The 25702-nt window shown below is 61.6% G+C and carries 32 protein-coding genes; 13 read left to right on the top strand and 19 right to left on the bottom strand.

From position 1 onward, the window contains the following. Positions 1–21: 21 nt before the first annotated feature. From Q5H93_RS14955 to Q5H93_RS14945, 3 genes are all read right to left on the bottom strand, one after another. Complete coding sequence (locus tag Q5H93_RS14955) at positions 22–1104, bottom strand: DNA polymerase beta superfamily protein (protein WP_305007387.1); 1083 nt, start codon at positions 1102–1104, stop codon at positions 22–24. 71 nt (positions 1105–1175) lie between these two features. After that, positions 1176–1937: a nucleotidyltransferase domain-containing protein gene (locus Q5H93_RS14950; protein ID WP_305007386.1), complete on the bottom strand. Its 762-nt coding sequence runs from the start codon at positions 1935–1937 to the stop codon at positions 1176–1178. Positions 1938–1953: 16 nt separating this feature from the next. Continuing rightward, the gene (locus Q5H93_RS14945; RefSeq protein WP_305007385.1) at positions 1954–4755 is read right to left on the bottom strand and encodes a polynucleotide kinase-phosphatase; all 2802 of its coding nucleotides are present in this window, start codon (positions 4753–4755) and stop codon (positions 1954–1956) included. Between the two features lie 70 nt (positions 4756–4825). Between Q5H93_RS14945 and Q5H93_RS14940 the strand changes: the two genes are divergently transcribed. Continuing rightward, the gene (locus tag Q5H93_RS14940; protein WP_305007384.1) at positions 4826–5212 is read left to right on the top strand and encodes a hypothetical protein; all 387 of its coding nucleotides are present in this window, start codon (positions 4826–4828) and stop codon (positions 5210–5212) included. An 85-nt stretch (positions 5213–5297) separates the two neighbouring features. On the opposite strand, the gene Q5H93_RS14935 is transcribed toward Q5H93_RS14940, so the two are convergent. Further along, positions 5298–5576 (bottom strand): hypothetical protein, encoded by a 279-nt coding sequence (locus Q5H93_RS14935; protein ID WP_305007382.1) that lies wholly within the window; start codon positions 5574–5576, stop codon positions 5298–5300. Between the two features lie 106 nt (positions 5577–5682). On the opposite strand from Q5H93_RS14935, the gene Q5H93_RS14930 reads away from it, so the two are divergent. Together Q5H93_RS14930 and Q5H93_RS14925 are read left to right on the top strand one after the other, a co-directional pair. Further along, positions 5683–6231: a Crp/Fnr family transcriptional regulator gene (locus tag Q5H93_RS14930; RefSeq protein WP_305007381.1), complete on the top strand. Its 549-nt coding sequence runs from the start codon at positions 5683–5685 to the stop codon at positions 6229–6231. Between the two features lie 152 nt (positions 6232–6383). Continuing rightward, entirely contained in the window at positions 6384–7133 is a 750-nt protein-coding gene (locus tag Q5H93_RS14925) for an SDR family NAD(P)-dependent oxidoreductase (protein ID WP_305007380.1), read from the top strand. Between the two features lie 64 nt (positions 7134–7197). Here Q5H93_RS14925 and Q5H93_RS14920 read toward each other — a convergent pair whose 3' ends face one another. From Q5H93_RS14920 to Q5H93_RS14860, 13 genes are all read right to left on the bottom strand, one after another. Continuing rightward, positions 7198–7938 carry an SDR family oxidoreductase gene (locus Q5H93_RS14920; protein WP_305007378.1) on the bottom strand — a complete coding sequence of 247 codons (741 nt, stop codon included), beginning with the start codon at positions 7936–7938 and terminating at the stop codon, positions 7198–7200. Between the two features lie 79 nt (positions 7939–8017). Further along, complete coding sequence (locus tag Q5H93_RS14915; RefSeq protein WP_305007376.1) at positions 8018–8914, bottom strand: helix-turn-helix domain-containing protein; 897 nt, start codon at positions 8912–8914, stop codon at positions 8018–8020. A gap of 611 nt (positions 8915–9525) precedes the next feature. Then, on the bottom strand, positions 9526–9891 hold the full coding sequence (locus tag Q5H93_RS14910; RefSeq protein WP_305007374.1) for a hypothetical protein: 366 nt from the start codon (positions 9889–9891) through the stop codon (positions 9526–9528). 77 nt (positions 9892–9968) lie between these two features. After that, on the bottom strand, positions 9969–11366 hold the full coding sequence (locus tag Q5H93_RS14905; RefSeq protein WP_305007372.1) for a phage integrase SAM-like domain-containing protein: 1398 nt from the start codon (positions 11364–11366) through the stop codon (positions 9969–9971). 112 nt (positions 11367–11478) lie between these two features. Next, positions 11479–13344, bottom strand: a complete 1866-nt coding sequence (locus Q5H93_RS14900) for a T9SS type A sorting domain-containing protein (RefSeq protein WP_305007370.1) — start codon at positions 13342–13344, stop codon at positions 11479–11481. Next, a complete protein-coding gene (locus Q5H93_RS14895; RefSeq protein ID WP_305007368.1) occupies positions 13344–13589 on the bottom strand; it encodes a hypothetical protein in 246 nt (81 codons plus the stop codon). Before Q5H93_RS14895 ends, Q5H93_RS14900 begins: the two co-directional genes overlap by 1 nt. 118 nt (positions 13590–13707) lie before the next feature. After that, positions 13708–15513 carry a T9SS type A sorting domain-containing protein gene (locus tag Q5H93_RS14890; RefSeq protein WP_305007366.1) on the bottom strand — a complete coding sequence of 602 codons (1806 nt, stop codon included), beginning with the start codon at positions 15511–15513 and terminating at the stop codon, positions 13708–13710. Positions 15514–16057: 544 nt separating this feature from the next. Further along, positions 16058–16441, bottom strand: coding sequence for a hypothetical protein (locus Q5H93_RS14885; RefSeq protein WP_305007365.1), 384 nt, complete (start codon positions 16439–16441; stop codon positions 16058–16060). A 62-nt stretch (positions 16442–16503) separates the two neighbouring features. Continuing rightward, positions 16504–17277 carry an ion transporter gene (locus Q5H93_RS14880; RefSeq protein ID WP_305007364.1) on the bottom strand — a complete coding sequence of 258 codons (774 nt, stop codon included), beginning with the start codon at positions 17275–17277 and terminating at the stop codon, positions 16504–16506. A gap of 66 nt (positions 17278–17343) precedes the next feature. Then, positions 17344–18666 (bottom strand): hypothetical protein, encoded by a 1323-nt coding sequence (locus tag Q5H93_RS14875; protein WP_305007363.1) that lies wholly within the window; start codon positions 18664–18666, stop codon positions 17344–17346. A gap of 260 nt (positions 18667–18926) precedes the next feature. Beyond that, positions 18927–19703 carry a hypothetical protein gene (locus tag Q5H93_RS14870; RefSeq protein WP_305007362.1) on the bottom strand — a complete coding sequence of 259 codons (777 nt, stop codon included), beginning with the start codon at positions 19701–19703 and terminating at the stop codon, positions 18927–18929. A 205-nt stretch (positions 19704–19908) separates the two neighbouring features. Then, positions 19909–20991: a type I restriction endonuclease gene (locus Q5H93_RS14865; RefSeq protein ID WP_305007360.1), complete on the bottom strand. Its 1083-nt coding sequence runs from the start codon at positions 20989–20991 to the stop codon at positions 19909–19911. Positions 20992–21154: 163 nt separating this feature from the next. After that, on the bottom strand, positions 21155–21628 hold the full coding sequence (locus Q5H93_RS14860) for a helix-turn-helix domain-containing protein (protein WP_305007359.1): 474 nt from the start codon (positions 21626–21628) through the stop codon (positions 21155–21157). A 138-nt stretch (positions 21629–21766) separates the two neighbouring features. On the opposite strand from Q5H93_RS14860, the gene Q5H93_RS14855 reads away from it, so the two are divergent. Genes Q5H93_RS14855 through Q5H93_RS14845 form a run of 3 tightly spaced genes read left to right on the top strand, consistent with a single transcriptional unit; the run spans position 21767 to position 22758 of the window. Continuing rightward, positions 21767–22033, top strand: coding sequence for a hypothetical protein (locus tag Q5H93_RS14855; RefSeq protein ID WP_305007358.1), 267 nt, complete (start codon positions 21767–21769; stop codon positions 22031–22033). Between the two features lies 1 nt (position 22034). Beyond that, positions 22035–22397, top strand: coding sequence for a hypothetical protein (locus tag Q5H93_RS14850; protein WP_305007357.1), 363 nt, complete (start codon positions 22035–22037; stop codon positions 22395–22397). A gap of 13 nt (positions 22398–22410) precedes the next feature. Further along, positions 22411–22758 (top strand): hypothetical protein, encoded by a 348-nt coding sequence (locus Q5H93_RS14845; RefSeq protein ID WP_305007356.1) that lies wholly within the window; start codon positions 22411–22413, stop codon positions 22756–22758. A gap of 8 nt (positions 22759–22766) precedes the next feature. Here the strand turns inward: Q5H93_RS14845 and Q5H93_RS14840 are convergent, their stop codons facing one another. Continuing rightward, a complete protein-coding gene (locus Q5H93_RS14840) occupies positions 22767–23090 on the bottom strand; it encodes a hypothetical protein (protein WP_305007355.1) in 324 nt (107 codons plus the stop codon). 138 nt (positions 23091–23228) lie between these two features. Continuing rightward, positions 23229–23546: a hypothetical protein gene (locus tag Q5H93_RS14835; protein WP_305007354.1), complete on the bottom strand. Its 318-nt coding sequence runs from the start codon at positions 23544–23546 to the stop codon at positions 23229–23231. Positions 23547–23690: 144 nt separating this feature from the next. Between Q5H93_RS14835 and Q5H93_RS14830 the strand changes: the two genes are divergently transcribed. From Q5H93_RS14830 to Q5H93_RS14800, 7 genes are all read left to right on the top strand, one after another. Then, positions 23691–23954, top strand: coding sequence for a hypothetical protein (locus tag Q5H93_RS14830; RefSeq protein WP_305007353.1), 264 nt, complete (start codon positions 23691–23693; stop codon positions 23952–23954). Continuing rightward, positions 23954–24286 carry a hypothetical protein gene (locus Q5H93_RS14825; protein ID WP_305007352.1) on the top strand — a complete coding sequence of 111 codons (333 nt, stop codon included), beginning with the start codon at positions 23954–23956 and terminating at the stop codon, positions 24284–24286. The genes Q5H93_RS14830 and Q5H93_RS14825 overlap by 1 nt, the downstream gene beginning before the upstream one ends. A 5-nt stretch (positions 24287–24291) precedes the next feature. After that, the gene (locus Q5H93_RS14820) at positions 24292–24687 is read left to right on the top strand and encodes a helix-turn-helix domain-containing protein (RefSeq protein WP_305007351.1); all 396 of its coding nucleotides are present in this window, start codon (positions 24292–24294) and stop codon (positions 24685–24687) included. A 22-nt stretch (positions 24688–24709) separates the two neighbouring features. Next, complete coding sequence (locus tag Q5H93_RS14815; RefSeq protein ID WP_305007350.1) at positions 24710–24988, top strand: hypothetical protein; 279 nt, start codon at positions 24710–24712, stop codon at positions 24986–24988. A gap of 46 nt (positions 24989–25034) precedes the next feature. Next, positions 25035–25208 carry a hypothetical protein gene (locus Q5H93_RS14810; protein WP_305007349.1) on the top strand — a complete coding sequence of 58 codons (174 nt, stop codon included), beginning with the start codon at positions 25035–25037 and terminating at the stop codon, positions 25206–25208. Between the two features lie 87 nt (positions 25209–25295). Continuing rightward, positions 25296–25508 (top strand): hypothetical protein, encoded by a 213-nt coding sequence (locus Q5H93_RS14805; RefSeq protein WP_305007348.1) that lies wholly within the window; start codon positions 25296–25298, stop codon positions 25506–25508. Further along, positions 25508–25681: a hypothetical protein gene (locus Q5H93_RS14800; RefSeq protein WP_305007347.1), complete on the top strand. Its 174-nt coding sequence runs from the start codon at positions 25508–25510 to the stop codon at positions 25679–25681. The genes Q5H93_RS14805 and Q5H93_RS14800 overlap by 1 nt, the downstream gene beginning before the upstream one ends. The last annotated feature ends 21 nt before the right edge of the window (positions 25682–25702 follow it).

Raw genomic sequence — 25702 nt, 5'->3', positions numbered from 1 at the left:
GGATTTGCGACAATTAGCCGGCTACTTTCGGCGCTGTTCATAAAACTCCTGCCGCAGCTGTCGCAATAACTGCTCAGCCGCCGCCCTATCCGGCGCCGCGGGCAGGGGAGAGGCGGCAAAAGCGACTTCCACCCGCGTCACCAGCGCTTCGGCCTGCGCCACCAAATCGGCATATTCAAACTCGCCGCGCCGGATTTGCAGCAAAAACCCGCGGTTGGGCCGGCGCACCTGCAATTCCCCGGTCAGCGCGATTTCCTCCGCCATCTGCAGCAGCCGGAAGACGTGCAGCATGTTCTTGGCATCGTAGTTTTTACCGTGCTGCACGGTGTTCTCGTAACGCTCCTTGTTGCGCTTCTCCACCCACTCCCAATACTCCCGAAACACGCGGCAGTAGGTGCTGTACCCGTTGCGGTTGAATGACAGGTAGGTCACGGGCTCCTCGCCCTTCGGCACTGCCGACAGCAGCACGTCCTGCGAAGTGTCGGTGTCGCGCACGAGGCCGCGGTAGCCGTGCCGGCGCTCCGGCGTCAGGTCCACGAAGAGGGCGTATAAATCACTCAGGTGCGGCACGTTGGCCAGTCCGCATTGCGCAGCATCGTAGCCGTGGCGGCCCAGCCAGGTGCTCACCGGCTGGGCCCCGGCGCCCACGGTCACGTAGCAGAAGTCCAGCACCGACTTGCGGGCGGGAGGCTCGGGGTGGTTGATTTTCTTATTCAGGCCTTTAGCTTTGCGAATCTGCGCCGCAGCGTACTCGGCAAAGCTCTGGCGGCAGAGCTGCGAGAGAAAATCCCGGGCCTGAAACTGCTCGAATAAGGGGTGTTTATAGATAACGCAGTCGGCCGGCGTGCCCAGCAATTCCAGCACCGTCGGGTTGTTTTTTAGCAGCAATTCCACGAAGCGCCGTAGCTCATAAAACACCTCGTCGTTGGTTTCATTGGCCACCTGCGGCACATAGTCGAGCCCAAAAAACTGGTCTTCGGGCAGCACGAATACGCCCTTCAAATCGGTGTCGGAATGCGGCAGGTTGGTGCCGTAGGCGCGGCTGCCGCTAATGGCTTCGAAGAGAATAAGGCCCTGGCGGCGCAGGTCGGCAATGGTGAGCATGGGGCGAAAGTAGCGCGGACTCTGTAGTCCGCGAGTACGAACGCTCTGACTCGTGGACTACAAAGTCCGCGCTACTGCACAAATGCCTCCGCTAGCAACTCCCGAAACAGCTCATCCAACTCCACCGCCCCGCGCGTCACCGGTAACTCCTCCCGCGCCGCCTGTCCGGCTGCATATTCCTGCGCCAGAAATCCGCGCAACGCCTCAGAAACAGGTGCTACGGCTTTTTCTACTGCCACCGCCTTTTGCGCCAGCAGTTCCTCCACTAAGCCTTGCAACTCCTCCGGCAGCACCGCCCGCAGCGGCGCAAACTCCATCGGCGGCAGCGAGTGGCGCTCCCGAATCCAGCGGGCCGCCAGCGCTGAGCGCAGGGCGTAGAACAGCCGCTTGAGGCGCACTTCGGAACCCGCCATATCTTCCGTCACGCCGCGCCGCAGCTGGCCCAGGTAGTGGTGCAGCCCGGCCTTTAGGTTGAACGCGGCCGGTAGCAGCGGCATCAGCCGCGCCCGGAAATCCAGCGCTTCGTGGTAAATGACTGGTGATTGCAGCCACTCGAACAAGGCGGCATTAGAACTGCGCAGCAGGCGCAGGGCTTTGCGCAGCTCCCAGCCACCCAGGTCCAAGAGCTCATCGACGGGGAAGTTCAGCGTATCCGGCCCCTCGTCCAGTGCCAGGTACCACGCCGCCGGGTGGCAGTAAATGAAGCGCACGTCATAGTCCGAATCGGGTGAGGGAAAGCCCCAGGCCCGGCTGCCCGACTCGCAGGCGTAGAGAATGCGGATGCCGTGGGTGGCTTCGAGCTGGGCGAGGGCGGTGTGGATGCGGGGGAGCATGGGGCGTGCAATTATGTTACAGCCGCGGGTCCACCGCCTCACTTTCCAGCGCCAGCACGCCGAACACGCACTGATGCATCCGGCGTAGCGGCTGCCCGGCCACGAAGCGCTCCAGGCCCTCGACGCCGAGGGCGAACTCGCGCAGGGCGAGGTTGCGCTTGGCTTTCACGTTGCGCTGGCGCAGGCGTTCGAGGTTGCCGGGCAGCAGGTAATCGGGGCCGTAGATGATGCGCAGGTACTCGCGTCCCCGGCACTTGAGGGCAGGCTGCAGCAGGCCGCCTTTGCCCTGGGGCACGAAGTCGTAGGGCTTCACCACCATGCCTTCGCCGCCGGCGGCGGTGAGGTCGGTCCACCACTGGATGGCGGCATCCACGTCGGCCGAATCGGGGAGGGACACGACGCGGTAGGGCGTGGCGCGGAGCAGGCCGGGGTCGGCCAGGGCCAGGGTGCGCAGGGTTTCCATGTGCCAGGCGTGGTCGCGGTCGAAGTAGGTACGGCCCTCGGTGGCGAGCAGGTGGAAGGGCGCCAGCTTGAGGTCATCCAGCGACTGCACGGGCCAGCAGTAGCGGCGGTAGGCCTCGGCGTAGTGGGCGGCGGCCTGGTGGCGGGCCCCGGTGCGGGCCAGCAGCGCCTCGGCGCCATCGAGCTGGCGGGCAGCGGCTTCGGCAAGCACGGCTTCGACCTGCGGCAGGGCAGCCAACGCAGCGGCGGCCACGGCGGCGTACTGGTTTTTTACCAATTCCTGGGCCTTGGCCGACCATGGCAGCAGCTCGGCATCGAGGCACACCCAGTCGGTATCGAATTTCTCCCAGAATCCGGCCGTGCTCAACGCATCGCGCAAGCGGGCAAGGAAGGCGGCTTCGAGGTCGGTATCCGTAAAGAAGTTGCGGCCGGTGCGGGTATAGCATTTGCCGATGCCCTCGCCCGTGAGGCCCAGCCGGTGCTGAATGGCCGCCTTATCCTTGCCCAGCACCACCACCACACGGCTGCCCATGTGCTTTTCCTCGCACACCACGCGCTCCACGCCGAGGCGCCTGTAGTAGTCGAAAGCTTCGGCCGGGTGCTCGAGCAAATCGGGCAGGGCCGAGGTTTCGGTGGGCGACATAGTGGGCGGCAGATACAGCAGCCACTTAGGATGCAAAGCGAAGCGGCTCATCACCTCCAGGGCGGCCACGGCGTTTTCCTCGCGGATGGTAACCCCGCGCATCAGGCGCGTTTCGATGTATTGCTTGCCGGTCACGTCGCGGATGTCGAGCAAGTCGTCGTGTTCGTGCTGGGCAGAGGTGATTTGGCTTACGCCGTCCTTCGGGTCTGGTTGCTGGTTGCTGGTTTCTCGTTCGGTTTGCAATTGCAGGGCGCGGTAGTTGAGCGGGCGCACGGGCTCGCAGTACACCTGCGCGGCGGGCACGGCCACCAGTTCGCGCTCGGGGTAGCGCAGGGCGGTGAGGCGGCCACCAAACACGCAGCCAGTGTCTAGGTCGATGGTATTATTGAGCCACTCAGCATCGGGCACGGGCGTGTGGCCGAAAGCCACCATGGCCCGGCCCCGGTACTCGCGGGCCCACTCGTAGCGCACGGGCAGGCCGAATTCGTCAATCTCGCCGGTGCTTTCACCAAACAGCGCGAAGGCCCGCACGGCCCCCGAGCCGCGCCCCTGCATCTCCTCGGTGAGGCCGGCGTGGGCCACCACCAGCTTGCCGCCATCGAGCACGTAGTGACTCACCAAATCATCCAGAAACCGTCGAACCTCGCTCTTGAATGCCTCGGGCTCAGCTTCGAGCTGGGCCAGGGTTTCGGCCAGGCCGTGGTTGATGGTGACGTTTTTGCCGTTAAGATGGCGCAGGAGCTTGATGTCGTGGTTGCCGGGTACGCAGAGGGCCGTGCCGTCGCGCACCATGCTCATTACCAGACGCAGCACTTGCGGCGAGGCGGGGCCGCGGTCCACGAGGTCGCCGAGGAAGACAGCTTTGCGGTGCGGCCCCGTAACCTCACCCCCCGGCCCCCGAAGAAATGCTTGATGCGCATTTCCCAAAAGAGAGGGGGAGCCTGACGATTCCACTTCGGGCAAAACCGGTGCCCCCTCTCTTTTGGAGAGGGGGTCAGGGGGTGAGGTTGACGTGAGGGCGACCAGCGGCGGCACCACCCGCACGCCCAAATCCCGCACGTCCGTAATCGGCTCCTCAAAAACCTGGTAACCCAGCTTTTCCAGCAGCTGCACCAGTTCGGCGTAGCAGCCATGTACGTCACCGATAATGTCGAAAGGCCCGGTTTCTTCCTGGCGGTTATTGTAGAGCCGGTCGCGCACAATGCTTTGCACGGCGTCGATTTCGGCCACGCTGCGCAGGTGATGAATGTGGCGGAAGCCCTCGCTTTTCAGGTTGCGCAGGCTGCGGCGCAGCTGCTGGCGGTGGCTGGCAATGACGTGCCGGCCCAGGTGGCGGCGGTCGGGGCGCTGGGCGTTGCGGCGCTGGGCCACCTCGTCGGGCACGTCGAGCACGATGGCCACGGGCAGCACGTGGTATTGCCGGGCCAGGGCCACCAGGGGCTTGCGGCCTTCTTCCTGCACGTTGGTGGCGTCAATCACCGTCAGCAGCCCGCGCTTGAGGCGTTTGGCCACCAGGTAGTGCAGCAGCTCGAACGCATCTTTGCTGGCCGATTGGTCATTTTCATCATCCGCCACCAGCCCCCGGCAGGCATCCGACGACACAATTTCCGTAGGCTTGAACAAGCGCCGGGCAAATGTGGATTTGCCTGCGCCAGTGCTGCCAATGAGGATGATAAGGGAGAGTTCGGGGACTTTGAGGGTATCTTGGGGCATTGGAATACGGCACGGGGTAACGTTGCCGACTACAAGATTAGGCACAAGCACGCAGTATCGCAGCAGCAGCATGAAAATTGGCAAGCAATTTAATACCCTCACCTACCACGAGTATCTGCAGCTCATTGAGAACCGCAAGAGGTTCACTGATTTTAATACGCTGGGACTATTTCGCTCCATCGTGGAAACCACGAAGCTGAGCCTCGAAGAAAAGCTTGAGCTGCGGCAACTTGCTATTGCGACGTTTGCGAAGACGTTTGATTTTCTGCAGTTGAAAGACCCCAGGACCTTTTTTGAGGTGAGTACGCTGGGCGAGACATTAACCAAGCCGATGAAAGTCAGGCCTGGGAGAATATCAAACGTAATCAACAGAAAATCTGGGAGAGTCAGCGGTCTGGCCACCGAAACTTCGGCACGTATTCCAGGCATAGCTGCGGCTATGATACGTGCTTTATGAATGAATTGATAATTAAACAGGGCTCTCGGCTGGCTGACTACGGTAGCGCCCCCAGTGCACTTCTATTCGGATAACCGTCGCTGGGCTAAGCCTGCGAAAGCAGTGCGGCGCAAGCAAGCCAGAAAATCGGCGCAGCAACTAACAGCGCCGCACCTGACTGCGGAATAACAGTGCCTTCGTCGTGGCGCTGACTCCGGGCCCTATTGGAAATCAATAATATGGGTAAAACAGCCATTTCCATTGCGAAAATGGCTGTTTTACCCGTTTGTTGCGCGGCTTGCGCGGGCGGCACCGGGGTGTCGGTGGTGCCGGGGCGGAATACGGGCACGCGGATGCGGCGTTCCGGCAAATCTAGAGATTTCACGTTCGTACACACCAGCGCTAAACCTGAGGCGGCAGCGGGTGGTTTGCTACGCCGCACCTGCTGCGCCGGGGCTTTCGGCGGCTGGCTTTCCGAGTACGTTTCTGCAATGGAAGACTTTTTAGCTTACCTCGCCCAATTTGGCGAACTAACTTCCGTCCATCGCGGCCTGGTGGCGCAGAAAACTACCCGCTTGCACCTGCGCAAAGGCGACTATTTTCAGCGGTCCAGGGCGGCGGTGCAGCGCGTAGGGTTCGTCGTGGAAGGGGTTTTCCGGGTGTGCTACCTGACCGCCACGGGCGAGGAGGTGACCCATTATTTTGTGGAAGAGCAGAACATGCTCATCTGTCTGACCGGGCTGGAGCACCCGCCACAGTCGGCCCCGGACAGCATCGTGGCGCATTACGTGCAGGCCATTACCGATTGCCAGGTGCTGGTGATTACCGCCGCGGATTTGCAAGTCCTGTCGCAGACCATTCCCGGCTGGGATGCTATTACCCACAAAGCCATTGAGCAGGCGCTGAGCCAGAAAATGCGCCGCATCATCCCGATGCTGGGGCAGAACGGCACTACCCGCTACACCTCGTTTCTGAGGTCGTTTCCGTGCCTGGCCAACCGGGTGCCGCTGGCCTACCTGGCGTCTCTTACCTGGGCCTGACGCAGTCCTCCCTAAGCCGGATACGCAAGGCGGTGCGGTAGTTTGTTTTTGTCATTTGGCAAAAAAGCGCCCGGCTGGCAGCGGGACCTTTGTGTTGCTACTTTCAGCCTCACCCGGCGGCGCTAACCAAGCCGCCAAAGCAAGAAAAACGCATGCACTCTAAACGTATTGCCTTGGTGACGGGCGCCAATCAAGGTATCGGCCTACAATTGGCCAAGGAACTAGTCGCGAATGGCTACACCGTGCTGGTCGGCGCCCGCGACCTGACGAAGGGCGAAGCCGCCGCCGCCAGCATCGGCTCCGAAGCCCGCGCTCTGCAGCTCGACGTCACGGTTCCCGGGTCCATTATTGCCGCCGCCGCGCGCATTCGCAGCGAGTTCGGTCGCCTGGATTTGCTCGTAAATAACGCGGCCATCTCCCACGCCGGGGCCCCCGGCCGCTCGCTCGCCGAGATAATGCAGTCGACGCGCCCCAGTGTCGCCTCGCTCGACGAAGTGCGGGCCGTGTACGAAACAAACGTGTTCGGCGTGATTGCCGTGACGCAGGCCCTGCTGCCGCTGCTACGGGAAGCGCCTGCCGCGCGCATCGTCAACGTATCGAGCGGTTTGGGCTCACTCACGCTGGTTTCGGACCCAACTTTCCCTTTCCGCAGCGGATTCGATGTGGTGTACTCGGCCTCGAAAACGGCACTCAACGCCGTGACGGTAGCCTTCGCCCTGGAGCTGGAGTCGGCTGGTATCAAGGTCAACGCGGTAAGTCCCGGCTTCACGGCCACCGCGCTCAACAACTTCGAAGGCACTGATACCCTTGAAGAAGGCTCGCGCGCCCCGGTGTGGATGGCGCTGGATGAAACCGGCCCGACGGTCACCTTCGTGGGGCCCGACGGGCCAATGCCCTGGTAAGCTGCCGGGCGAGGAATGCGCCTCTCGACGCAGTTCCCATTCCTCGCCCGGTATGGCTTCCTGCTTAGGCCTGCGCCGTAGGCCGCACCACAATTTCGTTGACATCGACCTCGGCTGGCTGCTCAATGGCAAAGGCAATAGCGCGGGCAATGGCCGCCGGCGGAATGGCAATGTCACCCATTCGCTCCTTAATCTGAGCCTGCACTCCGGGGCTGCTCATGGAGTCGGGCAGGTTCGTTTGCACGAAGCCAGGCGAGATGCCGGTCACGCGCAGGTGCGGGCCGGCCTCCTGCCGCAGCCCTTCGGTGATGGTGCGGGCGGCGTTTTTGGTGCCGGCGTACACGGCCATTGTGGGCACGATACTCAGGCCTGCCGTCGATAACACGTTGACGAAATGGCCACTCTGCTGCTGCCGGAACACGGGCAGTGCGGCGGCAATTCCGTAGAGCAAGCCTCTGATGTTCACGTCAATCATGGTCTCCCAGTCGTCCACCCGCAACTCATCCAGCGGCGAGATGGGCGCGATGCCCGCGTTGCTGACCAGCACATCGAGCCGGCCGAAGCGCTCCTGCGCCAGTTGCACCAGTGCGGCCATATCGGCGTGCCGGGTTACATCGGTGGCCGCGTACACGGCCTCGCCGCCAGCCGCCGCGATGCGAGCGGTCAGGGCCGACAACGGCTCAGCCCGGCGGGCACCCAGTACCAGTTTGGCGCCGCGCTCGGCCAGTAGCAGCGCGGTGGCCTCGCCGATGCCGCTGCTGGCGCCGGTAACGATGATGACTTTATTGGTGATGCCGCTTTCCATAGTCGTTTCTGGGATTGGTTGAACGATGCAAAGTTCCGGCCCGGCCTCGCCAACGAACGTATGCTAATCAATCCAAAAGCTATGAAAGCGACGCCGCCTGTCGGCGGTAGCCGTTGGGCGTTTGACCAGTCTGTTTTTTGAAAAATGCGTTGAAATTCGACGCGTGGCCAAACCCCAGGCCGTGGGCAATTTCGGCCACGCTCCAATTGCTGTGCTGCAGCAGGGCCTGGGCTTCCTCGGCCAGCCGCCCGGCGATGTGCGCGGTGGTGCTGTGGCCCGTGAGAGCCTTTAGCACCTTGTTTAAATGGTTGGGATGTACGGCCAGCTGCCGGGCAAACTCATTAGCCGTACGAAGTGCCAGTGGCTGATAGGGCGAGGCTAGCGGAAACTGCCGCGCCAGCAAATCCAGAAACCGCGCCTGCAGCCGCGCCCCCGCATCGGCCGGCGTAGGCGCAGTCGGCAGCAGCCGTAGCGACTCGTGCAACAGCAGCTGTACGTAGCTGCGCAGCACCTCATATTTGTGCGGGTAAGGCGAAGGTAGCTCTGCTAACAGCTGTTCGAACAAATGCTTGATGCGCGCCACGGCCGCCGGCGTCGGAAACAGCACCGGCGTACCGCCCACCCGAAACAGCGGCGACTGCGCCACGCTGGCCGTGCGCAGCTGCGGTGTGCCAAACTCCTCCGTGAACAAGCAGGCAAAACCAGTTTCGCGCCCCGCCGTGCGCTCCCAGGCGTAGGGAATAAGTGGATTGACGAAAATAAGGGCGCAGCCTTTTATGCCCACACGCTGGTCAGCGTACGAGAGAATGCCATCAGCACCGCACAGGAGCTTGATTTTGTAGAAATCGCGCCGCACGTGCGGGTATGAGTCGGCCGCAGCTACGTCTTCGAGGCGGTAGGCCGTCACCTGGCTGGTGGTGGGCACGCCGTGGCCGTAGCGCTGGTAATAGTCGGCAATGGCCGTTTGAGTTGGCATGAAGCGAAGTTACGAAATTCACATCTCATCTGTTGACTTGGAGTTAGGTAAAACGAACCCTTCATCCTTTCCCAGGCACTACATCAACCAAGCATCATGTCAATTCAGTACCTGAGAGAAAATGGAACCATCCGTTCGCTGCACTCAACTGGATGAGGTGGCTGTTTACAGACTTTGGGTTATGTCCGTAAGCGAGCTTAGGTTGAGGATTCAGGTGAGGAGTGCCAGCCCAGCTGGTGGCCTACTAACGAGGCCTTCGTGGCTGAAGCGCCAGTTGAAAGGGTAAGGGCTGAGCCTACGAAAATCACTGATGCTACTGGGGGGCGGTCGGCACCGTGCATAAATACCTCGCCCCGTAAGCTTAATTTCGGGTGGCGGTCTGCCATCCTTCTTTGTTTGGACAATAAAAAAGGCCATTTCCGTACTGGAAATGGCCTTTTTGCAAACAGTTCGCGGTCTGGACGGGAGTTTTGAGGGGCTAGCTTGGCCCACCCTGGCGCGGACTGGCCCCGCCAACTACTCGAAAACGGCACTTTTACGCGCCGCGCCGCGTCAGCCTGCGCCAGACCGGGTGCGCTGCTGCCACCCTTTTTTGCCACCTCTTGGGCCGTTTAGTTCTGGGTGTATGGGGTCAGCCGACCGGCCGCGTCGAGGTATTCCATGACCACGGTGCGATGGGCGCGGTGCGTCACCACCACCCGCTCGTCGGCCGTGGCAACGGCCCGGGTGTAGTGGCGCGGCGACAGGCGGCGGCCGTTGGCACCGTGTACGGTGTAAGCTGTCTTGGTGCGCAGGCCCCAACTCTTGCGACTGACCAGATTGCAGCCTCTGACGCCTACGAAGCGGCTCGTCCGGCCAAAGCTGCGGTACTGGTGCGTGACGATGAAAACGCCCGAAAAGGCCCGCGCAGTTTCCGTGCGTTGAAAGGGCCAGAGCGGGGGCTGGGCTCCCAACGCGCTGGCTGAAGCCAGCAGCAAGAGTAAGAGGACAGGCAGTAGGCGCATTCGTCGTCGGCGAGAGTAGCTTCAAATATACGGTACACAAGGGAGTAGGCTTACGCCGCCGCGGCGCCCGGCGACTCGCCCTTCACCTTGCGCGCCGTCTTGCGGTAGTTCTCCACCAGCTCGGCCTCGTCGATGCCAGCGTAGCGGTTGAAGCTCTTTTCGGTTTTGTGGCCGGTGGCCTGCATGACGGTGGTGCGGGGCACGCCCTGGGCGAGCTTGAGGGTGACGAAGGTTTTGCGGCCCACCTTGCTCGTGAGCGCAATGCGCGTGAGGCCCACGAGCTCGGCCACCATGGGCAGGTACTCCTCCAGATGCAGGCCCACGGGCAGGCAGGTGGGCAGCTGCAGCGCCCGGTACTTCTCGATGAGCGCCACCGGCCGGAACACGTCGTCGTCGATAAAGGGAATCACGCAGGGCAGCTGGGTTTTGCCAGCCTTGAGGCGCACGAGGTGGTGGGCCCGGTCGATGTGGCGCGGGGCCATCCGGTTGGCGTCGGAGATGCGCAGGGCCAGGTAGGCGCACTGCAGAAACTTGTCGCGGGCCCGCTCGAGCGCGCGCAGGCGCTCCAGGATGCGGTACTCATCAACCTGGCTGCGGCGCTGGCCCCGGCGCCGGGGCTGCTCGGCGGCGGCCTCGTCGATGGCTTCGAAGTGTCGGCGCACCAGGGCGCGGCCGGCGTCGGTGTAGACGTCGAGCCCGGCGATGGCCAGCAGCTCGGCCTGGGTGAGGGCGTCGGTGCCGGTGGGCTCGTCGGGGGCCTGGAACTTGTGAAACTTGCTGTTGACGGCAATGTCGTTGCTCTCGCACCAGCCCAGGAAGGTCTTCAGCGCCCGCATGTGCTTGCCGAAGGTGTTGAGGCCCTGGCCCCGCACCTGGAAGAAATACTCCTGGAAGGCCTGGTAGAAGCGCGCGTCCATGCCGGCCAGCGTCAGCTCGTGGCCGGTGTGGGCAGCGAAGCCCTGCAGCACGGCCCGGGTGTTGGCCAGGCTGTCGAGGTAGGTCTTGCTCAGGCGCTGGCCGGTGCGCAAATTCACCGAGCGGCTCTGCTCGCCCAGCCAGCGGTCGTAGTACTCGCTGAAGGTGGGCGGCGGGGGCGGTGGGGGCGCCGGAATAGGAGGGAGGCCGGCCTCTGCGCGGCTCAGCTCCAGGAAGCGCCGGCGGATTTCGGCCTCCATGGCCTCCTTACCGAGTGGCTCGCCGGCCACCACCGAGGCGTGGTAGGCGGCGGTGGCGGCATCGGCGTAGTGCTCGAGCACCGGGTTGATGGTGTCGGAGTAGGTGCCGGGCCTGGCCTTGAGCAGCTCGCGCTTGGCGTCCCAGTCCCTGGGCAGGCACTTCTGGCCGCTGCTCAGGCGCAGGCGCTGCCCGTCCCAGCAGAAGGTGAGCTGGATGCGGCAGAGGCCGGTTTTGCCGGCGCGGTCGGTGAGCAGTTGGCGGGTGACTTCCATAGAGGCAGATAGATGGGAGAAACAGGGACCGCAAAGCAACGACAAAAGCAACAAGCCCGCCCAACCACAAAGGGCTGGACGGGCTTGCTGGCAAGGGGGCAGGGGGAGGCGGTTAGTGTTTCACCACGCGCAGAAAGCGCGGCGTGGCTGTTTGTAACTGCAGGGTATACACGCCCGCCGACAGCGCACGTAGGTCGAGTTGCTGCGCGTCGCTGGTGAGCGTGCCCGTGGCCTGCACGCGGCCCAGGCCATCCAGTAGCCGGTAAGTGGTGCCGCGATAAGCGGGCGAGCTTAGCACGGTAATAGGGCCCGTGGTCGGATTGGGATAGATGTCGCAGGATAGTTGCCCAACCGTTGCGGTGGTAGCGGATATTGTGCTGCTACTCAGGTACACATCCCAGTGGGGACTAGCAGTGCCGCCGAGCACTTCCGCGCCCTTGTCCGAGGTTGAGCTGCCCAGGCTGGTCACGACCAGGTCGGGCCGGGCATCGCCGTTTACGTCAAGCACGTTCCAGAGCTTGCGGCCGCTGACGCCCGTCACGTTGCTGAGGCCGTAAAACCCATAAGCGCCCGTGCCCGTGTGGCCGGTGGCTGGCACCGTCCAAGTCGTAGCCGTGGTGGCAAAGCCCGTGGCTGTACTCAGGTATACATCCCAATGGGGGCTGGCAGTGCCACCGAGCACCTCCGCGCCTTTGTCCGAGGTTGAGCTGCCCAGGCTGGTCACGACCAGGTCGGGCCGGGCGTCGCCGTTTACATCAAGCACATTCCAGAGCTTGCGGCCAGTAACGCTGGTCACGTTATTAAGGCCGTAAAACCCATAGGCGCCCGTGCCCGTGTGGCCGGTGGCTGGCACGGCCCAGGTCGTGGCCGTGGTGGCAAAGCCTTGGCCAGTGTTCAGGTACACATCCCAGTGAGGACTAGCGGTGCCACCAAGCACCTCCGCGCCCTTGTCCGAGGTCGAGCTGCCCAGGCTGGTCACGACCAGGTCGGGCCGGGCGTCGCCATTTACGTCAAGCACATTCCAGAGCTTGCGGCCAGTAACGCCGGTCACGTTATTAAGGCCGTAAAACCCATAAGCGCCCGTGCCCGTGTGGCCGGTGGCTGGCACGGCCCAGGTCGTGGCCGTGGTGGCAAAGCCCTGGCCAGTGTTCAGGTACACATCCCAGTGAGGACTAGCAGTGCCGCCGAGTACCTCCGCGCCCTTGTCCGAGGTCGAGCTGCCTAGGCTGGTCACGACTAGGTCGGGCCGGGCATCGCCGTTTACATCAAGGACGTTCCAGAGCTTGCGGCCGCTGACGCCCGTCACGTTGCTGAGGCCGTAAAACCCATAGGCGCCCGTGCCCGTGTGGCCGGTGGCTGGCACCGTCCAAGTCGTAGCCGTTGTGGCAAAGCCCTGGCCGGTGTTCAGGTACACATCCCAGTGGGGGCTGGCGGTGCCACCGAGCACCTCCGCCCCCTTGTCTGAGGTCGAGCTGCCTAAACTGGTCACGACTAGGTCAGGCCGGGCGTCGCCATTTACGTCAAGCACGTTCCAGAGCTTGCGGCCAGTAACGCCGGTCACGTTGCTGAGGCCGTAAAACCCATAAGCGCCCGTGCCTGTGTGACCGGTGGCCGGCACGGCCCAGGTGGTAGGAGCGGTGGCAAAGCCCGTGGCCGTGCTCAGGTACACATCCCAGTGAGGGCTAGCGGTGCCGCCGAGTACCTCCGCCCCCTTGTCTGAGGTCGAGCTGCCCAGGCTGGTCACGACCAGGTCGGGCCGGGCATCGCCGTTGAGGTCGAGCGTACTCCAGAGCTTACGGCCCGTGACGCCCGTCACGTTGCTGAGGTTGTAAAACCCATAAGCACCGGTGCCCGTGTGGCCGGTGGCCGGCACCGTCCAGGTGGTGGGGGCAGTGGCAAAGCCCTGGCCGCGGCTGGTCAGGGGGAAGGTGGCGCTCAGTAATAGCACGAGCGCTGTCGGAATAGTAAAGGGTTTCATCAAATGCTGCTGGGTAAAATAGGAAAAAGGCACTGCGGCCCTGAGGTGGCGGGCAAGGGGAGGCCGCCTCGCGATGCGGCCTCATAGATTTGTTGTTGTAAAGGTAAGTGTTGAGCCTTACACTGCTTGCGCTGGGCGTCCCAGTCCCTGGGCAGGCGCTGCCCGTCCCAGCAGAAGGTGAGCTGAATGCGGCAGAGGCCGGTTTTGCCGGCCCGCTCGGTCAGGAGCTGGCGGGTGACTTCCATAATAGGGGGCAGGTAGGGAGCATAGCAGCCGCAAAACAATAACAAAAGCAACAAGCCCACTCAACCACGAGGGAGGAGCGGGCTTATAGAGGCGCGCAAACCAGCTAGGCGGCGGGCCTTATTGCTTTACCACGCGCAGGCAGCGCGGCGCGGCCGTGCGCAGCTGCAGCGAGTAGACGCCGGCGGGCAGGGCCTGCAGGTCGAGCACCTGGGCGCCGGCCGTGACCGTGCCGGCCGCGCAGACCCGGCCCAGGCCGTCGAGCAGCTGGTAGGGCGCGCCCTGGTAGGCCGGGGCCGTGCGCAGGGTGAGCAGGCCGGCCGTGGGCGTGGGGAACACCTCGCAGGCCGCCAGCGCGGCGGTGGCCGGGGCCGTGGCCGTGGGCCTGCCGGAGTTCAGGTACACGTCCCAGTGGGGGGCGGCCGCGCCGCCGAGCACGTCGCGGCTGGTGCCGTTGCCGATGCTCGTCACGACGATGTCGGGCTTGGCGTCGCCGTTGAAGTCCATTACCTGCCAGCTGCGGCTGTAGTTCGTAATCGCCGTGTTGTAGAAGTCGTAAAAGCCGTAGCTGTTGGGGTTGGACGGCACGGCCCAGCTGGTGGCGGTCTGGTCGAAGCCGGTGGCGGTGTTCAGGTACACTTCCCAGTGCGGGTTATTGTAGGCCCCGATGACGTTGACGTACTGGCCGTCGCCGAGGCTCGTGGCCACCAGGTCGGGCCGGGCGTCGCCGTTGATATCGAGCGTGCGCCAGCCGCGCCGGTTGGCTTCCGTGGTGCTGTTATTCAGGTCGTAGAAGCCGTAGGAGTTCGTCGCGCCGGTGGCGGCGCTCGGGGGCACGGCCCAGGTCATGGCGGTGCGGACGAAGCCGGTGCCGGTGTTCAGGTAGGCCTCCCAGTGGGGGGCGGCCGCGCCGCCGAGCACGTCGCGGGTGGTGCCGTCGCCTTCGCTCGTCACGACGATATCGGGGCGGTTATCACCGTTGAGGTCGAACGTGCTCCAGCTGCGCTGGCTTATCCCCGTGTTGGTAACGGCCGGCAGGTAGAAGCCGTTGGGGCCGGCGTTCATGCTGGGGGGCACGACCCAGGTGGTGGCGGTGGTGGCGAAGCCGGTGCCGGTGTTCAGGTACACGTCCCAGTGCGGGGCGGCCGGCCCGCCGAGCACGTCGCGGCTGGTGCCGTTGCCGACGCTGGTGACCACGATGTCGGGTCGGGTGTCGCCGTTGACGTCGAACAGGCTCCAGCTGCGCCGGTTCTGCGCGATACCGTTGAAGCTCGTCGTGCCGAAGCCGTAGGTGCCCGAGCCGGTGTTGGCGGTGGGGGGCACCGGCCAGTCGGTAGCGATGGGGGCGAAGCCGGTGCCGGTGTTCAGGAATATCTCCCAGTGCGGGTTGGCCACGCCGCCGATGACTTCGTAGAAGCTGCCGGTGCCCACGCCGGTGGCCACAATATCGGGGCGGTGGTCGCCGTTGATGTCGAGCACGTCCCAGATGCGCCGGCCCACGCCCGAGGTGGTGTTGTGCAGGCCGTAGAAGCCGTAGGCCCCCGCGCCGGCGAGCTGGCTGGGGGGCACGGCCCAGGTGGTGGCGGTGGTCGCAAAGCCGCTGCCGCTGCTCAGGTACACTTCCCAGTGCGGGTTGGCGGCCCCGCCCACCACGTCGCGGCGGGTGCCGGTGCCCGCGCCCGACACGACGATGTCGGGGCGGCTGTCGCCGTTGATATCGAACACGTCCCAGCTGCGGTCGTTGGCGACGTCGGTATTTGTCGAGAAGTCCAGGAAGCCGTAGGTGCCCGAGCCGGGGCTGGCGTTGGCACTCGCGGGCACGGCCCAGGTGGTGGCGGTGAGGGGGAAGCCCTGGCCGGCGCCGGCCAGGGGCAGGACCAGGCCGAGCATCGCCGCGAGGGCTGCCGGGAGTAGGGGTGGTTTCATGAAATCAGGGGTAGGAGTATGGAAAAACGGGAGGCGCCAGTAGGAGCTAGTGCCGGCTAGGTCGGTATAAGTTGGCTACTGGGTAATAGCTCCCGCAAAGATAGTGGGCAACTGCCGTTTGGGAGCTATACGGTTAGCTTCTGCAGTAAGCCGACAGGATAAAAAACAAGCCTGGCACCTACTGAAGTACGTGCCAGGCTTGTTAAAAACGATAGAGTCAGCGAGAAGGTGAAAAAGCCCCCGCCGCCCCAGGGGCGGGTGATGCTGGTGTTGTCCTTTTTCGCCGTGGCGCTAGTGGGGAGCTTTGTAGAAATTAGCTACTGACACATGCTCACCATCCTAACTGCCTTCTTTGCCACGGATGCTTTCTGGCAGCAATTCGTGCAGGAATCTTGCTCGACGCGGCACGGTAATACATTGGCCGTGTATCGCTATAAGACCGAGCACCGAAACATCCGCCTGACATTCTTCGAGCACGATGCACTGGTAAAGCATGTGGCCGTAGTAGCCGACGGGCGCAAGGTAGTTGAAGGCTGGTACTTCCTCACGCTGGAGGAACTGACCCTGTTTCTTTCTCGTGTTCCGCAAATCCGCGCTGCAAACCCTTTATGTAGCGGTTCAGAATCGATAACAGCTTTGTCTTGCTCGTCGAAAACGACGAGTTGATTTTGGGCGTGCCAAGTTCTTCGAGGTGCTGCAGCGCCATGATGGCGTCGGTATGGGGCACGTAAAACCGGTCGCGCTCGCCGTGGTACACGGCCCGCAGCCGGTCGCGTACCTGGTTGAGGTAATCGCTGGGCTGGTAGGCACCGCGGCCGGTGGGCTTAGGCATCTCTTTGATTTCGTCGCGGAGCTCGATGACGCGGCGCAGATTGCTGCGTAGCGCCTGGACGGCATCGTCGGAGAGTTGAGCAGGAAGGTCGTACATGCGTAGCAGAGGTAAAAAGGTGAAAAAGCCCCCGCCGCCCCAGGGGCGGGCTGATGCTGGAGTTACAATTTGTGCCCACAATGCGGGCAGTAAGAAAAGGCCGCATCGGCCGCGTGCTGCTCGTGCAGTTGCTCGCTGAAGCCCGAGGCCAGGATACCGGTGGGAATGGCAAACAGCCCTAGCCCGAGCACGGCAATCACGCTGCTGAGCAGCTTGCCGGCCGGCGTGATGGGGAACACGTCGCCGTAGCCCACGGTGGTGAGCGTAGCCACGCCCCACCACATGGTGTCGGGGATGCTGCCGAATTTGTCGGGCTGGGCCTCGCTTTCGATGGTGTACATCAGGCTCGACACCATGAGCAGCATCAGGCCCAGCACGCCCAGGGTCACGAGCAGCTCGGCGCGCTTGCGGCGGATGACTTTGCCGATGACATGCAGCGCCCGCACGTAGCGGGCCACCTTGAGCACCCGGAACAGGCGCACCACACGCAGGATGCGCAGGTCGAAAAGGCCGAAGCTGAGGTAGAAGGGCAGGATGGAAAGCAGGTCGATGAGGGCCAGCGGGCTCAGCACGAAGCGCAGGCGGCCCAGCCACGGCCGGCGGTAGCGCCGGTCTTCCGCGCTCGACCAGACCCGCAGCACGTACTCCAGCGTGAAAATGAACACCGATACCAGCTCGATGCTGGCAAAAACGGGATGGTAGCGTCGGTCCCAACTTTTCACCGACTCCAGCACCACGGCGCCGGCGTTGAGCAGCACCAGGCCAATCAGGCCCCAATCCGTCACGCGCTCCAGCACCGTCTGGCCGCCGTCGTCGGCGTTCAGCAGTTGATGCATGTGGGCGCGGAGTGTATAAAGTGGAGGCACTGAGGGAAAGATGGCTTGCTATGGTAAAGCCCGAACTTATGGGGCAGTAATAGGACTAGTAGGGTTCCGCTTTTCGTATTCAGCTTTTGCCTTTTGGAACTTAGCAACTTCGTCTGCAGGAAGCAAGTCGGTCAAAGCAAGACCTTTGCTATCTAGTAGGTCATCCCGCGTTTTAATTAATGCCTGTAGATTTTCCTTCTGGGTAGGAGCGGTACAGTCAAAATTTCGTACTTGCAACAGCCGGCGTCCTATCTGATTGATAGCTGCAACAAGCTCTTGCTCACGTGTTGCTGCCTTAGTGTCTTCTGGAACGGCAAGTAGTTTGATTGTTAGAGCTGACGCTCCGGCAAATGCCAGTATAGCTGCGGTGGTTGTCTGAGTAGATGTTTGGGCAGGAAGAAGGCCAAATACGCCACCTACGCCACCTAGGATGGCAGCGCCAACATCAAATGTTGTGCGTAGACGACGGCGTTTTTCAGCTTGGGCATGTTCACTAGCGAAAGTCGACTGCAGTTTGGAGAGATATTCAGTGGTTGTTCCGATTTCGTTAGCATGCCTTACTGCATCCGTCTTACAATCAGGCCTATCTTCCACCACAACGAATATAGTCATTGTGTCCGAACGGTTGAATGAGTTTTTGGCCTCAAAAAACAAACGCTCGGTTATTTTACGGTCAGGGTCATCTGCCGGAACGACATCGAAACTTGGTATCCAAGTGAAGTTCGGATTGGCGCCAGTAGGGGTCGTAACTGCTCCTTTGCCTTGGGGGTGAGCGGTGACAATATTGATTTTCTGCCCGTCAGTAAAATCAAGCGGGATTTTAAAAAGGAACTCCTGACCTTCCTGAATAGAGAAAATTTTATTTGGTCGACGGAATTTAGGAGACTCTATGTTGGTATCGAAGATGGTAACGTTAAATTTCTGAACGTCCTGCTCTGTCGGATTTGCGCTGTTAATTACCTTAACCTCTAGTTCTTTCGTTTGATTTAGAACAAGGGCTCCTGCTTTAATAGCCTTCTTGACTGCTATATCAGCATCAGGGCCTGAAGGAGGCGTCCAAGATAGGATGCCGGTAGAAGGGTCAATCTTCAGAAAAGGGTTAGTGCTCCCCTTGAGAGACCACTGTAGTGGATGGCTATCAGGATTAAGAGCCGTAAACGAAAAGCTTTGAGTATTTGTCGTTTCGAGCGAAAAGTCGCTCGGAATCGAATTTATGCGTAAGGGTACTGGCAAGATTGGCTTTGGTAGGGCCAAATTTCTAGCAGTTTGAGGAGGAGACTGTTTAGTTAAATCTTCTTGAGCGTGGGTGCGAATAATGGCAGTCCAAGTCAGAAAAAAGGTAAGTAGTAGTGCTTTCATGAAAAGATTAGGTGTGAGTTAAGTATTAAGGGAGTGATGTTGTAAGAAAGCCCCCGCCGCCCCAGGGGCAGGGTGGTACAGCAGGGGCTGGGCTGTTGGGGAATTAACAATAGCCTCAGTTGCCTTTCGGTCAGGTTGTTATATAGATTTGCTATCTCAAAAAATTACACTTAGTGACCTAGTAGTTAGGTAGATGTTTCTAGCCGTTAAAGCGGAGCAGATAATTTATTTCTGCTATCTATCATCAGTGAACTTGACTTTCAAATATTATTGTCAACAAGGTACTTGTTGTATTGAGCGACAATGAGTTCAGGCGAAATACTAAACTCATTGCCCTTCAGTATTATCTCTCGAAAAATCATTGAATAATTTGTGGCTTCGTGCGGGTCTGGGTGTTCTGATTTGATGAGCAGTAGACGTTCACCAATAACACTCCCCTCATATTCTTTAGTGAGCTCCGCAATCTGTTCTTCTGGCGATTGAGGTAAGGTGATTCTCTTTAGAGTTAGGCGGCGCATAAGCAGACGAGTAGCTAGGTGGTGCCCTGCTACCTGAAACTGACTTCTTATTAAGCTTCTGTTTCGAAGCATTTTTCTGTCTGGCACTAGCCTATCGTAACCAAACATCGTAGTCAGTTCAACTATTTGGTCAACTGTAATGTCTGAATCAAATAGAACATTGAATCCACGCCCGCTGCGGTCAAAATGCGCGGCTTTATTACGAATCCTCTGAATGATTCGTAAAGCTTTGACCTCATTCTCGCGAATGAGGCCCAACGCAGATGCTAAAAGTATTCTTGAATCAAAGTCTCCTGCGGGAGTTCCTACTTTGAGTATGCTATCTGCAAGCGAGTTGGAAACGCATAGTTCTGCAATAAGCACACCAAGCAATTCCTCTAGGTAGGCTCCAAAGATTAGTATCGCTCCCCTATCTGATTCCTCCTTGAGCATTTCCAAAATCGCATCTGAATCTGGAATATCACGGAGAGAGTATTCAGATTCGTAAGGAGTATTTTCTTGTTTTTTAGAACGTGACATGTGTTTTAGCGTTGAATTTATTAGTAGTAAATCGCGCACGCATCCGTAGCCTGATTCAATAGTATGCTCGCCACGGATGGACCCGTGATATCCACGCAGGAGGCTGATTATTTCCTCCTTCGAGGCAATGGTGGCACTTAGTGTCTCCAGCAGCGCCCCCGCGCCGGAGGCTTCAGGTGTTGCAACGGCTACTTGTGCCGTATCCTTAGTTTGCTACAACTACCGCCTTGCGCGCATCAATCTGCCCAGCGGTAGCCAGCAGCTGGTCGCTGAACTTATAGAGGTCGTCCAGGCCGTTGATTTCTGTTTTCACGTCCTTCTTATCCTCGCCAAAGAAGGAAATGTAGTGCTTCGAGCCGTTGAGCCACAGGCGGCACACAATCTTGTTCTTGTTGTCGTCGAGCAAGACGTTGAGGTAGCTCGTGGTATCGCGGTGGGTGATGCGGCTGGCTTCTACTTGGGGGCGCAGGATGGTTTTCACGATGAGGAAAGCCTCGCGCTCTAACTCGGTAAACTCGGTGCCGCCTTTGGGGGCGTCATTGACCGGCGCTTCGTCCACTTGCACCTGGGCTACTTCCTCCTTGGCGAGCGCTGACTTGAGGCGGTCGTTAATGGTTTCGTTAAGCACTTGGTGGGCCGATTTCTTCACGAGCACGTTGAATTGCTCCATCACCTTCTCGGTGAGCTTGCCGGGGGCCACCTGCTTGGCGAAGTGCCGCACGAACTCAATGCTGGGGTCGCGTAGCTCAGCCGCTAGCAGCGTCTTGATTTCCCGGGTGTATTTCAGCTCCGAGGCGGTGCTGAGAATCTGGTCGACGTCGAAGCCAGTTTTGTGAAATTTCTTCAGCTCAAACACGTTCGCCTCGCTCATGTCAGAGATGTTGATTTCCCAGAAAGGCTTATCGTCCATCTTGTTGGGCTCTACCAAATCGGTATAGAAGCGGTAAATGATGCCGTTGGTAAGGATACCGAAGCGCGTGGTAGTGACATGGAAGTAACGGTGCAGCTGTGAATTATGCACGTCCAAGCCCTCTTTCCAGTGCTTGCACTCTACGATGATGATGGGTTGGTTATCCTTCTGGATGCAGTAGTCCACCTTCTCACCTTTCTTGATGCCTAAGTCAGCGATGAACTCGGGTATCACTTCAAAGGGGTTGAATACATCGTAGCCCAGGGCTGCGATGAAGGGCATCACGAAGGCATTCTTCGTAGCCTCTTCCGTTTGGATACTGTCTTTGAGGCGGCCTACCTTTTCGCCCAAGGCTTTGATAACGTCGATGAAGTCCATAGGGGTGAAAGAGACTGGTGAAGATGGGTTGATTGTAAGAAATGAATCAGTGACAATAGTGAGCACTGCAATGGGCAAAGGTCAGCAGCTTTTTTGTACTGTACACCCGTAAAAACACCTGTTTTCAAAAATATTTTCTAGTACAATTACTAGAAAAACAGGATTAATTCGGTCTATTGTACCCGCCGCGCAGAAAATTGAGCATTTCGTCCTTCGCCGCTATCAGCGCATCCTTGCTCTCCAGTTGCCCTTTCAGCAGTTCAATCTCCCGCTGGTAAGATGCCGCATCCCGCTTCACCGCCTCCAACTCACGCTGGCAGGACTCTAGGGTAACGAGCTGGTCGCCGGAGCCACTATTGATGGCGCCACCAGTAACTTTCTTTATCCGAGTGGATGTGTGCTGTGTGGGTGCTTCGCCTATAAATGGTTCGCCTTGCCCGGTAATAAGCCAGTGGATATTGACTGTCTTAAAATGCTCCGATATGCGCTCTATGTAGTCAGTGCTTGGCTTGGTTTCTTTGTCTAAGTAGTTCCGAGTAGTACTAACGGGCGTGTCGAGCGCAGCGCTGAAACCTCTGACGCTTAGTCCGAGCTTTTCAATCAAAAATTTAATGCGCTGGTTAATAGTCTCCTGCACTTTATTTGGCTCAAATGGTCTAAATAAAGACCGTTTCTGTTGGGCTATTTATAGTTCGGTGCCGTATGTTTGTGGCGTGTACAGTACCGAACTCCTGCAAGTAAGCAGTTGGCGGGTGAATTGTGCCAATCACGAACCATGACTGAGCGTCAGAAATACCTGCGGCTGCTCTCCATCGTCATCGAGGAGCTTCCCACCAGCGCTATTGATGCGGCCATCAAGGCCGACTATCCGGCCTCGGCCTCCATGCTCAACAACGTGCGCATCGGCCGCGTGATGAACCTGAAGCATCTGGTGGCGCTGATTGGCCACGGCCTGCCCAGCCTGGAGATTCCGGCCGAGCTGATGCCGGTGGTGCCCGCTCCCAAAGCAGACTTATTCAAGGCCGCTGCTGCCCAAGCCTAAGATGGAAGCGCCGGCCCCCTACACGCCCAACGGCCCCCGCAATCTCGTGGTGGACGTGGCCGCCTGGCTGCGCGCCCAGGGCTTCACGGCCCAGGAGCAGGCCGTGCCCGGCGCTGCCACCGTCGCCGCGCACTGGCACGGCCCGCAGCGCGAGCGGTTCCAGCTCACTTACGACTGGCAGGGTGGGCCCGTGCCGGCCGCTACCTGCCGCCTCACGGTGCATTACGCCGACGCGGTGTTCCCCGAAACCCTTTTCACGGCCCAGCAGGTGCGCCGCGTGGCCGACGTGCGCCGGCTGCTCTGCAACTGCGTGCGCTACGCCAACGCCCGCCTGGTTATGGCTTCTATCCCACTCATTTCCTAAAACTTTCTCTCGCATGCCCGACCAGATTCCGCACCCCTTCAAGCCCAGCGAGCACGTGCCCGGCGCCCAGGTCACCCGCGACGACCGCAGCACGCTGGAAGCCGGCCTGGCCGCGCACGTGCTCGGCCACCGCATCACCCACCTGGAGTTCACCCGCGAGCGCGACTTCGAAACGTCCGGCCATTTCAAGGCCCCCGTCGATGTGGTGGACCTGACCATCTACCTCGACAACAACGTGGCCTACTGCGCCCGGCTGGTCATGTCCTATTTCTCCATCGTGAGCCGGGGCGAGGCGCTGGCGCACATCCTGCCCGGCGAGGCGCACTACGTGGCCCCGGCCGCTGGCACCACCCCATGCTAATGCCCGCGCTACTCCGCCACCGGCAGTTCCGCCAGCTGCCCCAGCAGCTGCTCCGCCTCCTGCAGGCGGGCCAGGCGCTGCTCCCAGCTGCTCCCCGGCGCGGCGGGCAGCCGCAGGCGCTCGTATTGCTCCCACAAGGGGGCGGGCAGCTGCTGCAGCACCCAGGCCGGCACGGCCAGCAGGGCCCGGCTGGTGAGTTGCTCGGCCGAGCCCAGGCGGGTCCAGCCCGGCACGGTGCGGCGGCGCATGCCGACGAGTTGGGGGTAGTAGGGAGCCAGTTGGGCCAGCAGCGCCGCCAGAACGGGGGCTGCGAGCAGAACGGTGCGGTGCATGGCGGAAGCAGAACTGTAGAAAAGCTCCCGGAGAACGGGATTCTGCCGGGGCCAGGATTAGCCCTCCGGCTCAATGGTCGCTTTTTATCGACCAAGGGCACGATTCCCTCGTCCAATGGACCCTTGTTCCCCCGCCGGCTAGTAGTGCCCTTGTGCCACGGGCCCCTGCTGCACGAGCTGCCGCAACAGCTGCCGGGCCTCGCGCAGGCGGGCCGTGCGCTCGTCCCAGTTCGTGGGCGTGTGGTCCGGCGCGCGCAGCGCCAGGCGCAGGCGCTTGTAGTGCTCCCACACCGGCGGGGCAAAGTGCGCCAGCTGCGCGGCCGTGATGGCTTGCAGGGCTTGCTGGGTAAGCTGCTCGGCCTGCTCCAGGGCTTGCCAGCGCAGCCGGCTGCGCCGGGCCGGGCCGGTGAGCAGGGGGTAGTAGGGGGCCAGTTCGGCCAGCAGAGCGACGGGCATAGGACAGCGGGAAGGCGAATAAGGTGTGCAGTTTACGCTCACTTCTCTAGCCTTGGCTTACGCCTTTATGTCAACCCGGGTATTCGCTCGCCCAAGCCGGTCAATGCCTCGGCCAATGATTCTTTTCCTTTCACCCTCCCCGCTATGATGTACCTCAACACCTCTCCACCCACGCCCGCCACCGAACCTAACCCGCAGGAGTTGGCTGAGCTGCAAGCTACCCTGCTGCCGCCGGCGCTGGTGATGCTCGTGCCAGAAGACCAGCTCGAGCGCCGCTGCTACGAAATCAATATCACCCACCCGCACTACCGCGAAGAGACGCCGGTGGTGCTGAAGGAGGAGCGCCAGCGCCGGCAGCGGCTGAGCGGCAGCCTGCAGGTCGTCCACCGGCAAGAGCAAATGGCCTGATGAAAACGCCCTTCGCCCGCCCCGTCTCGCTCACCAGCGCCCGCACCGGCAAGCGCCTGCGCCTGCGCGCCCTACCGCCCGGCGCCGCCCTGGTGCCGGTGCCCGCCCCCGAGCCCATCCTAGGCTACACCTACCAGCGCGGCCACCTGACGGTGTACGTGGCCGGCCCCATGCCGCCCGAGCTGCGCACGGCCGTGGAGGACGGCACCACCGCCCACGAGGTGCTGCTGGTGCCGCAGCTGCCCGGCATCCGCGAAATCGACCTGACCGACTGCCGCCGCGAGTACCGCCTGCTGCTGCCCGATTCTGATTCCCTCACCAAAGCTGCCTAACTGCCATGACTGCCGCCGACTTGCTTACCGTGGGCCACGCCGACCAGTGGTTTCGTGCCATCCTCGAGCGCCTGCCCCCGCCGGGCAACGCCCCAACTGCCCCTGTCGAGGTGGTGCTCTTCAGCGTGGAGGCCCTGGCCCAGCGCCTCGACGTGGACGTGAGCACCGTGCGCAAGTGGCTCAAGAAGGGCAAGACGGGCAAGCGTGGCCAGCACATCACGCTCCAGGCCTTCTACTTCAACACCGAGGCCCGCATTCCCTGGCCGGCCGCCGTGGCCTACGGCCGTGGCGAGCCCTTCGACCTGGCCACGCTGCCGGCCCCCGCGCCGCCCCCGGCGGCCACGGCCACCGTGCCGGCCGCCCTGCGCGGCGACGAGCCGCAGATGCGCTTGGCTTCCTAACGGTTTTTTTCTCACCCCGCCCATGAACGCTCCCATTCACCTCTACACCCTGCACACGGCCGATTTGGGCGCGCAGGGCTTTGCGCTGGCCCTGGGCCAGAACCTGAACCGGGAAGTGGTGCTGCTGCCCCTCGCGCAGCTGCCCCCGCCCGACGTGTTGCGCCGCCAGCGCCTGCGCTGCGAGCGCGTGGAGTTGCTCGAGGCGCTGCGCGTGCCGGGCACCGACCGGACCGCCATTCACCAGCGCCTGGCTGACATTGACCAAGTGCTGGGGCAGGAGGGAGGGCCGGGCCGTGGCTAGCATTGTCGTCGCCATCAGCCAGGCCGATGCGCCTGCTTTTTGCGAAATGGTCGCCACGCACCACCTCGTGGAAATCGTGAAAGCGTCCACGCCGGCCAGGCCCGAGCATCCGATTCTCTTTACGCTGGATGCCGGTATCGGCAACAGCATCAACTATTACTACCTGGGCCAGGCCTGGGGAGCGGTCTTGCTGGCAAAAGGAGGCGCCCCACCATGCTAGCCAGCCACCGCTACCTGCTCAACGAGCGCGAACCCCTGCCGCCCTTCGGGGCGCGCTGGTCCCCTCATGCCCTTTCCCTCCCTATCCATGCCCCCGAAACCTCATCCCGCCGCCCTGCTCGGCGTCGCCAGCCTCGTACTGCTGCTGGGCCTGCTCAGCGCTAAGCTCGTGGGCCTGCTGCCCGCCCTGCCCTGGTGGGGGACCTGGGCTCCGCTCTGGGCCTGGTCCGCCTGGGTGCTGCTGCGCACGGCCGGCCGCTGGCTGGGCTACTTCATCCGCACTCAACTGCTGCGCCGCTGATGCCTGCCCCGTCTTTTCCTTCCACCCCGACCCTGCCCGCTGGAGCGGATGCCTGCCTGGCCCGGCACGCACGCCCCCACCGGTGGGCAGCACCCGGCTGCCACGCGCCCGAGGCGCACGAGCGCGGCCCGCCGGCCACCGGCACGGTACCGATTACCAGCCCCGTCGTCTAACGGAGGACCAGCCGTTTTCAC

The sequence above is a fragment of the Hymenobacter aranciens genome, from assembly GCF_030580865.1.
Lineage (GTDB): Bacteria > Bacteroidota > Bacteroidia > Cytophagales > Hymenobacteraceae > Hymenobacter > Hymenobacter aranciens.
Note: the sequence above shows the minus strand (reverse complement) of the source record. Positions and strands in the feature narration are given on the sequence as shown.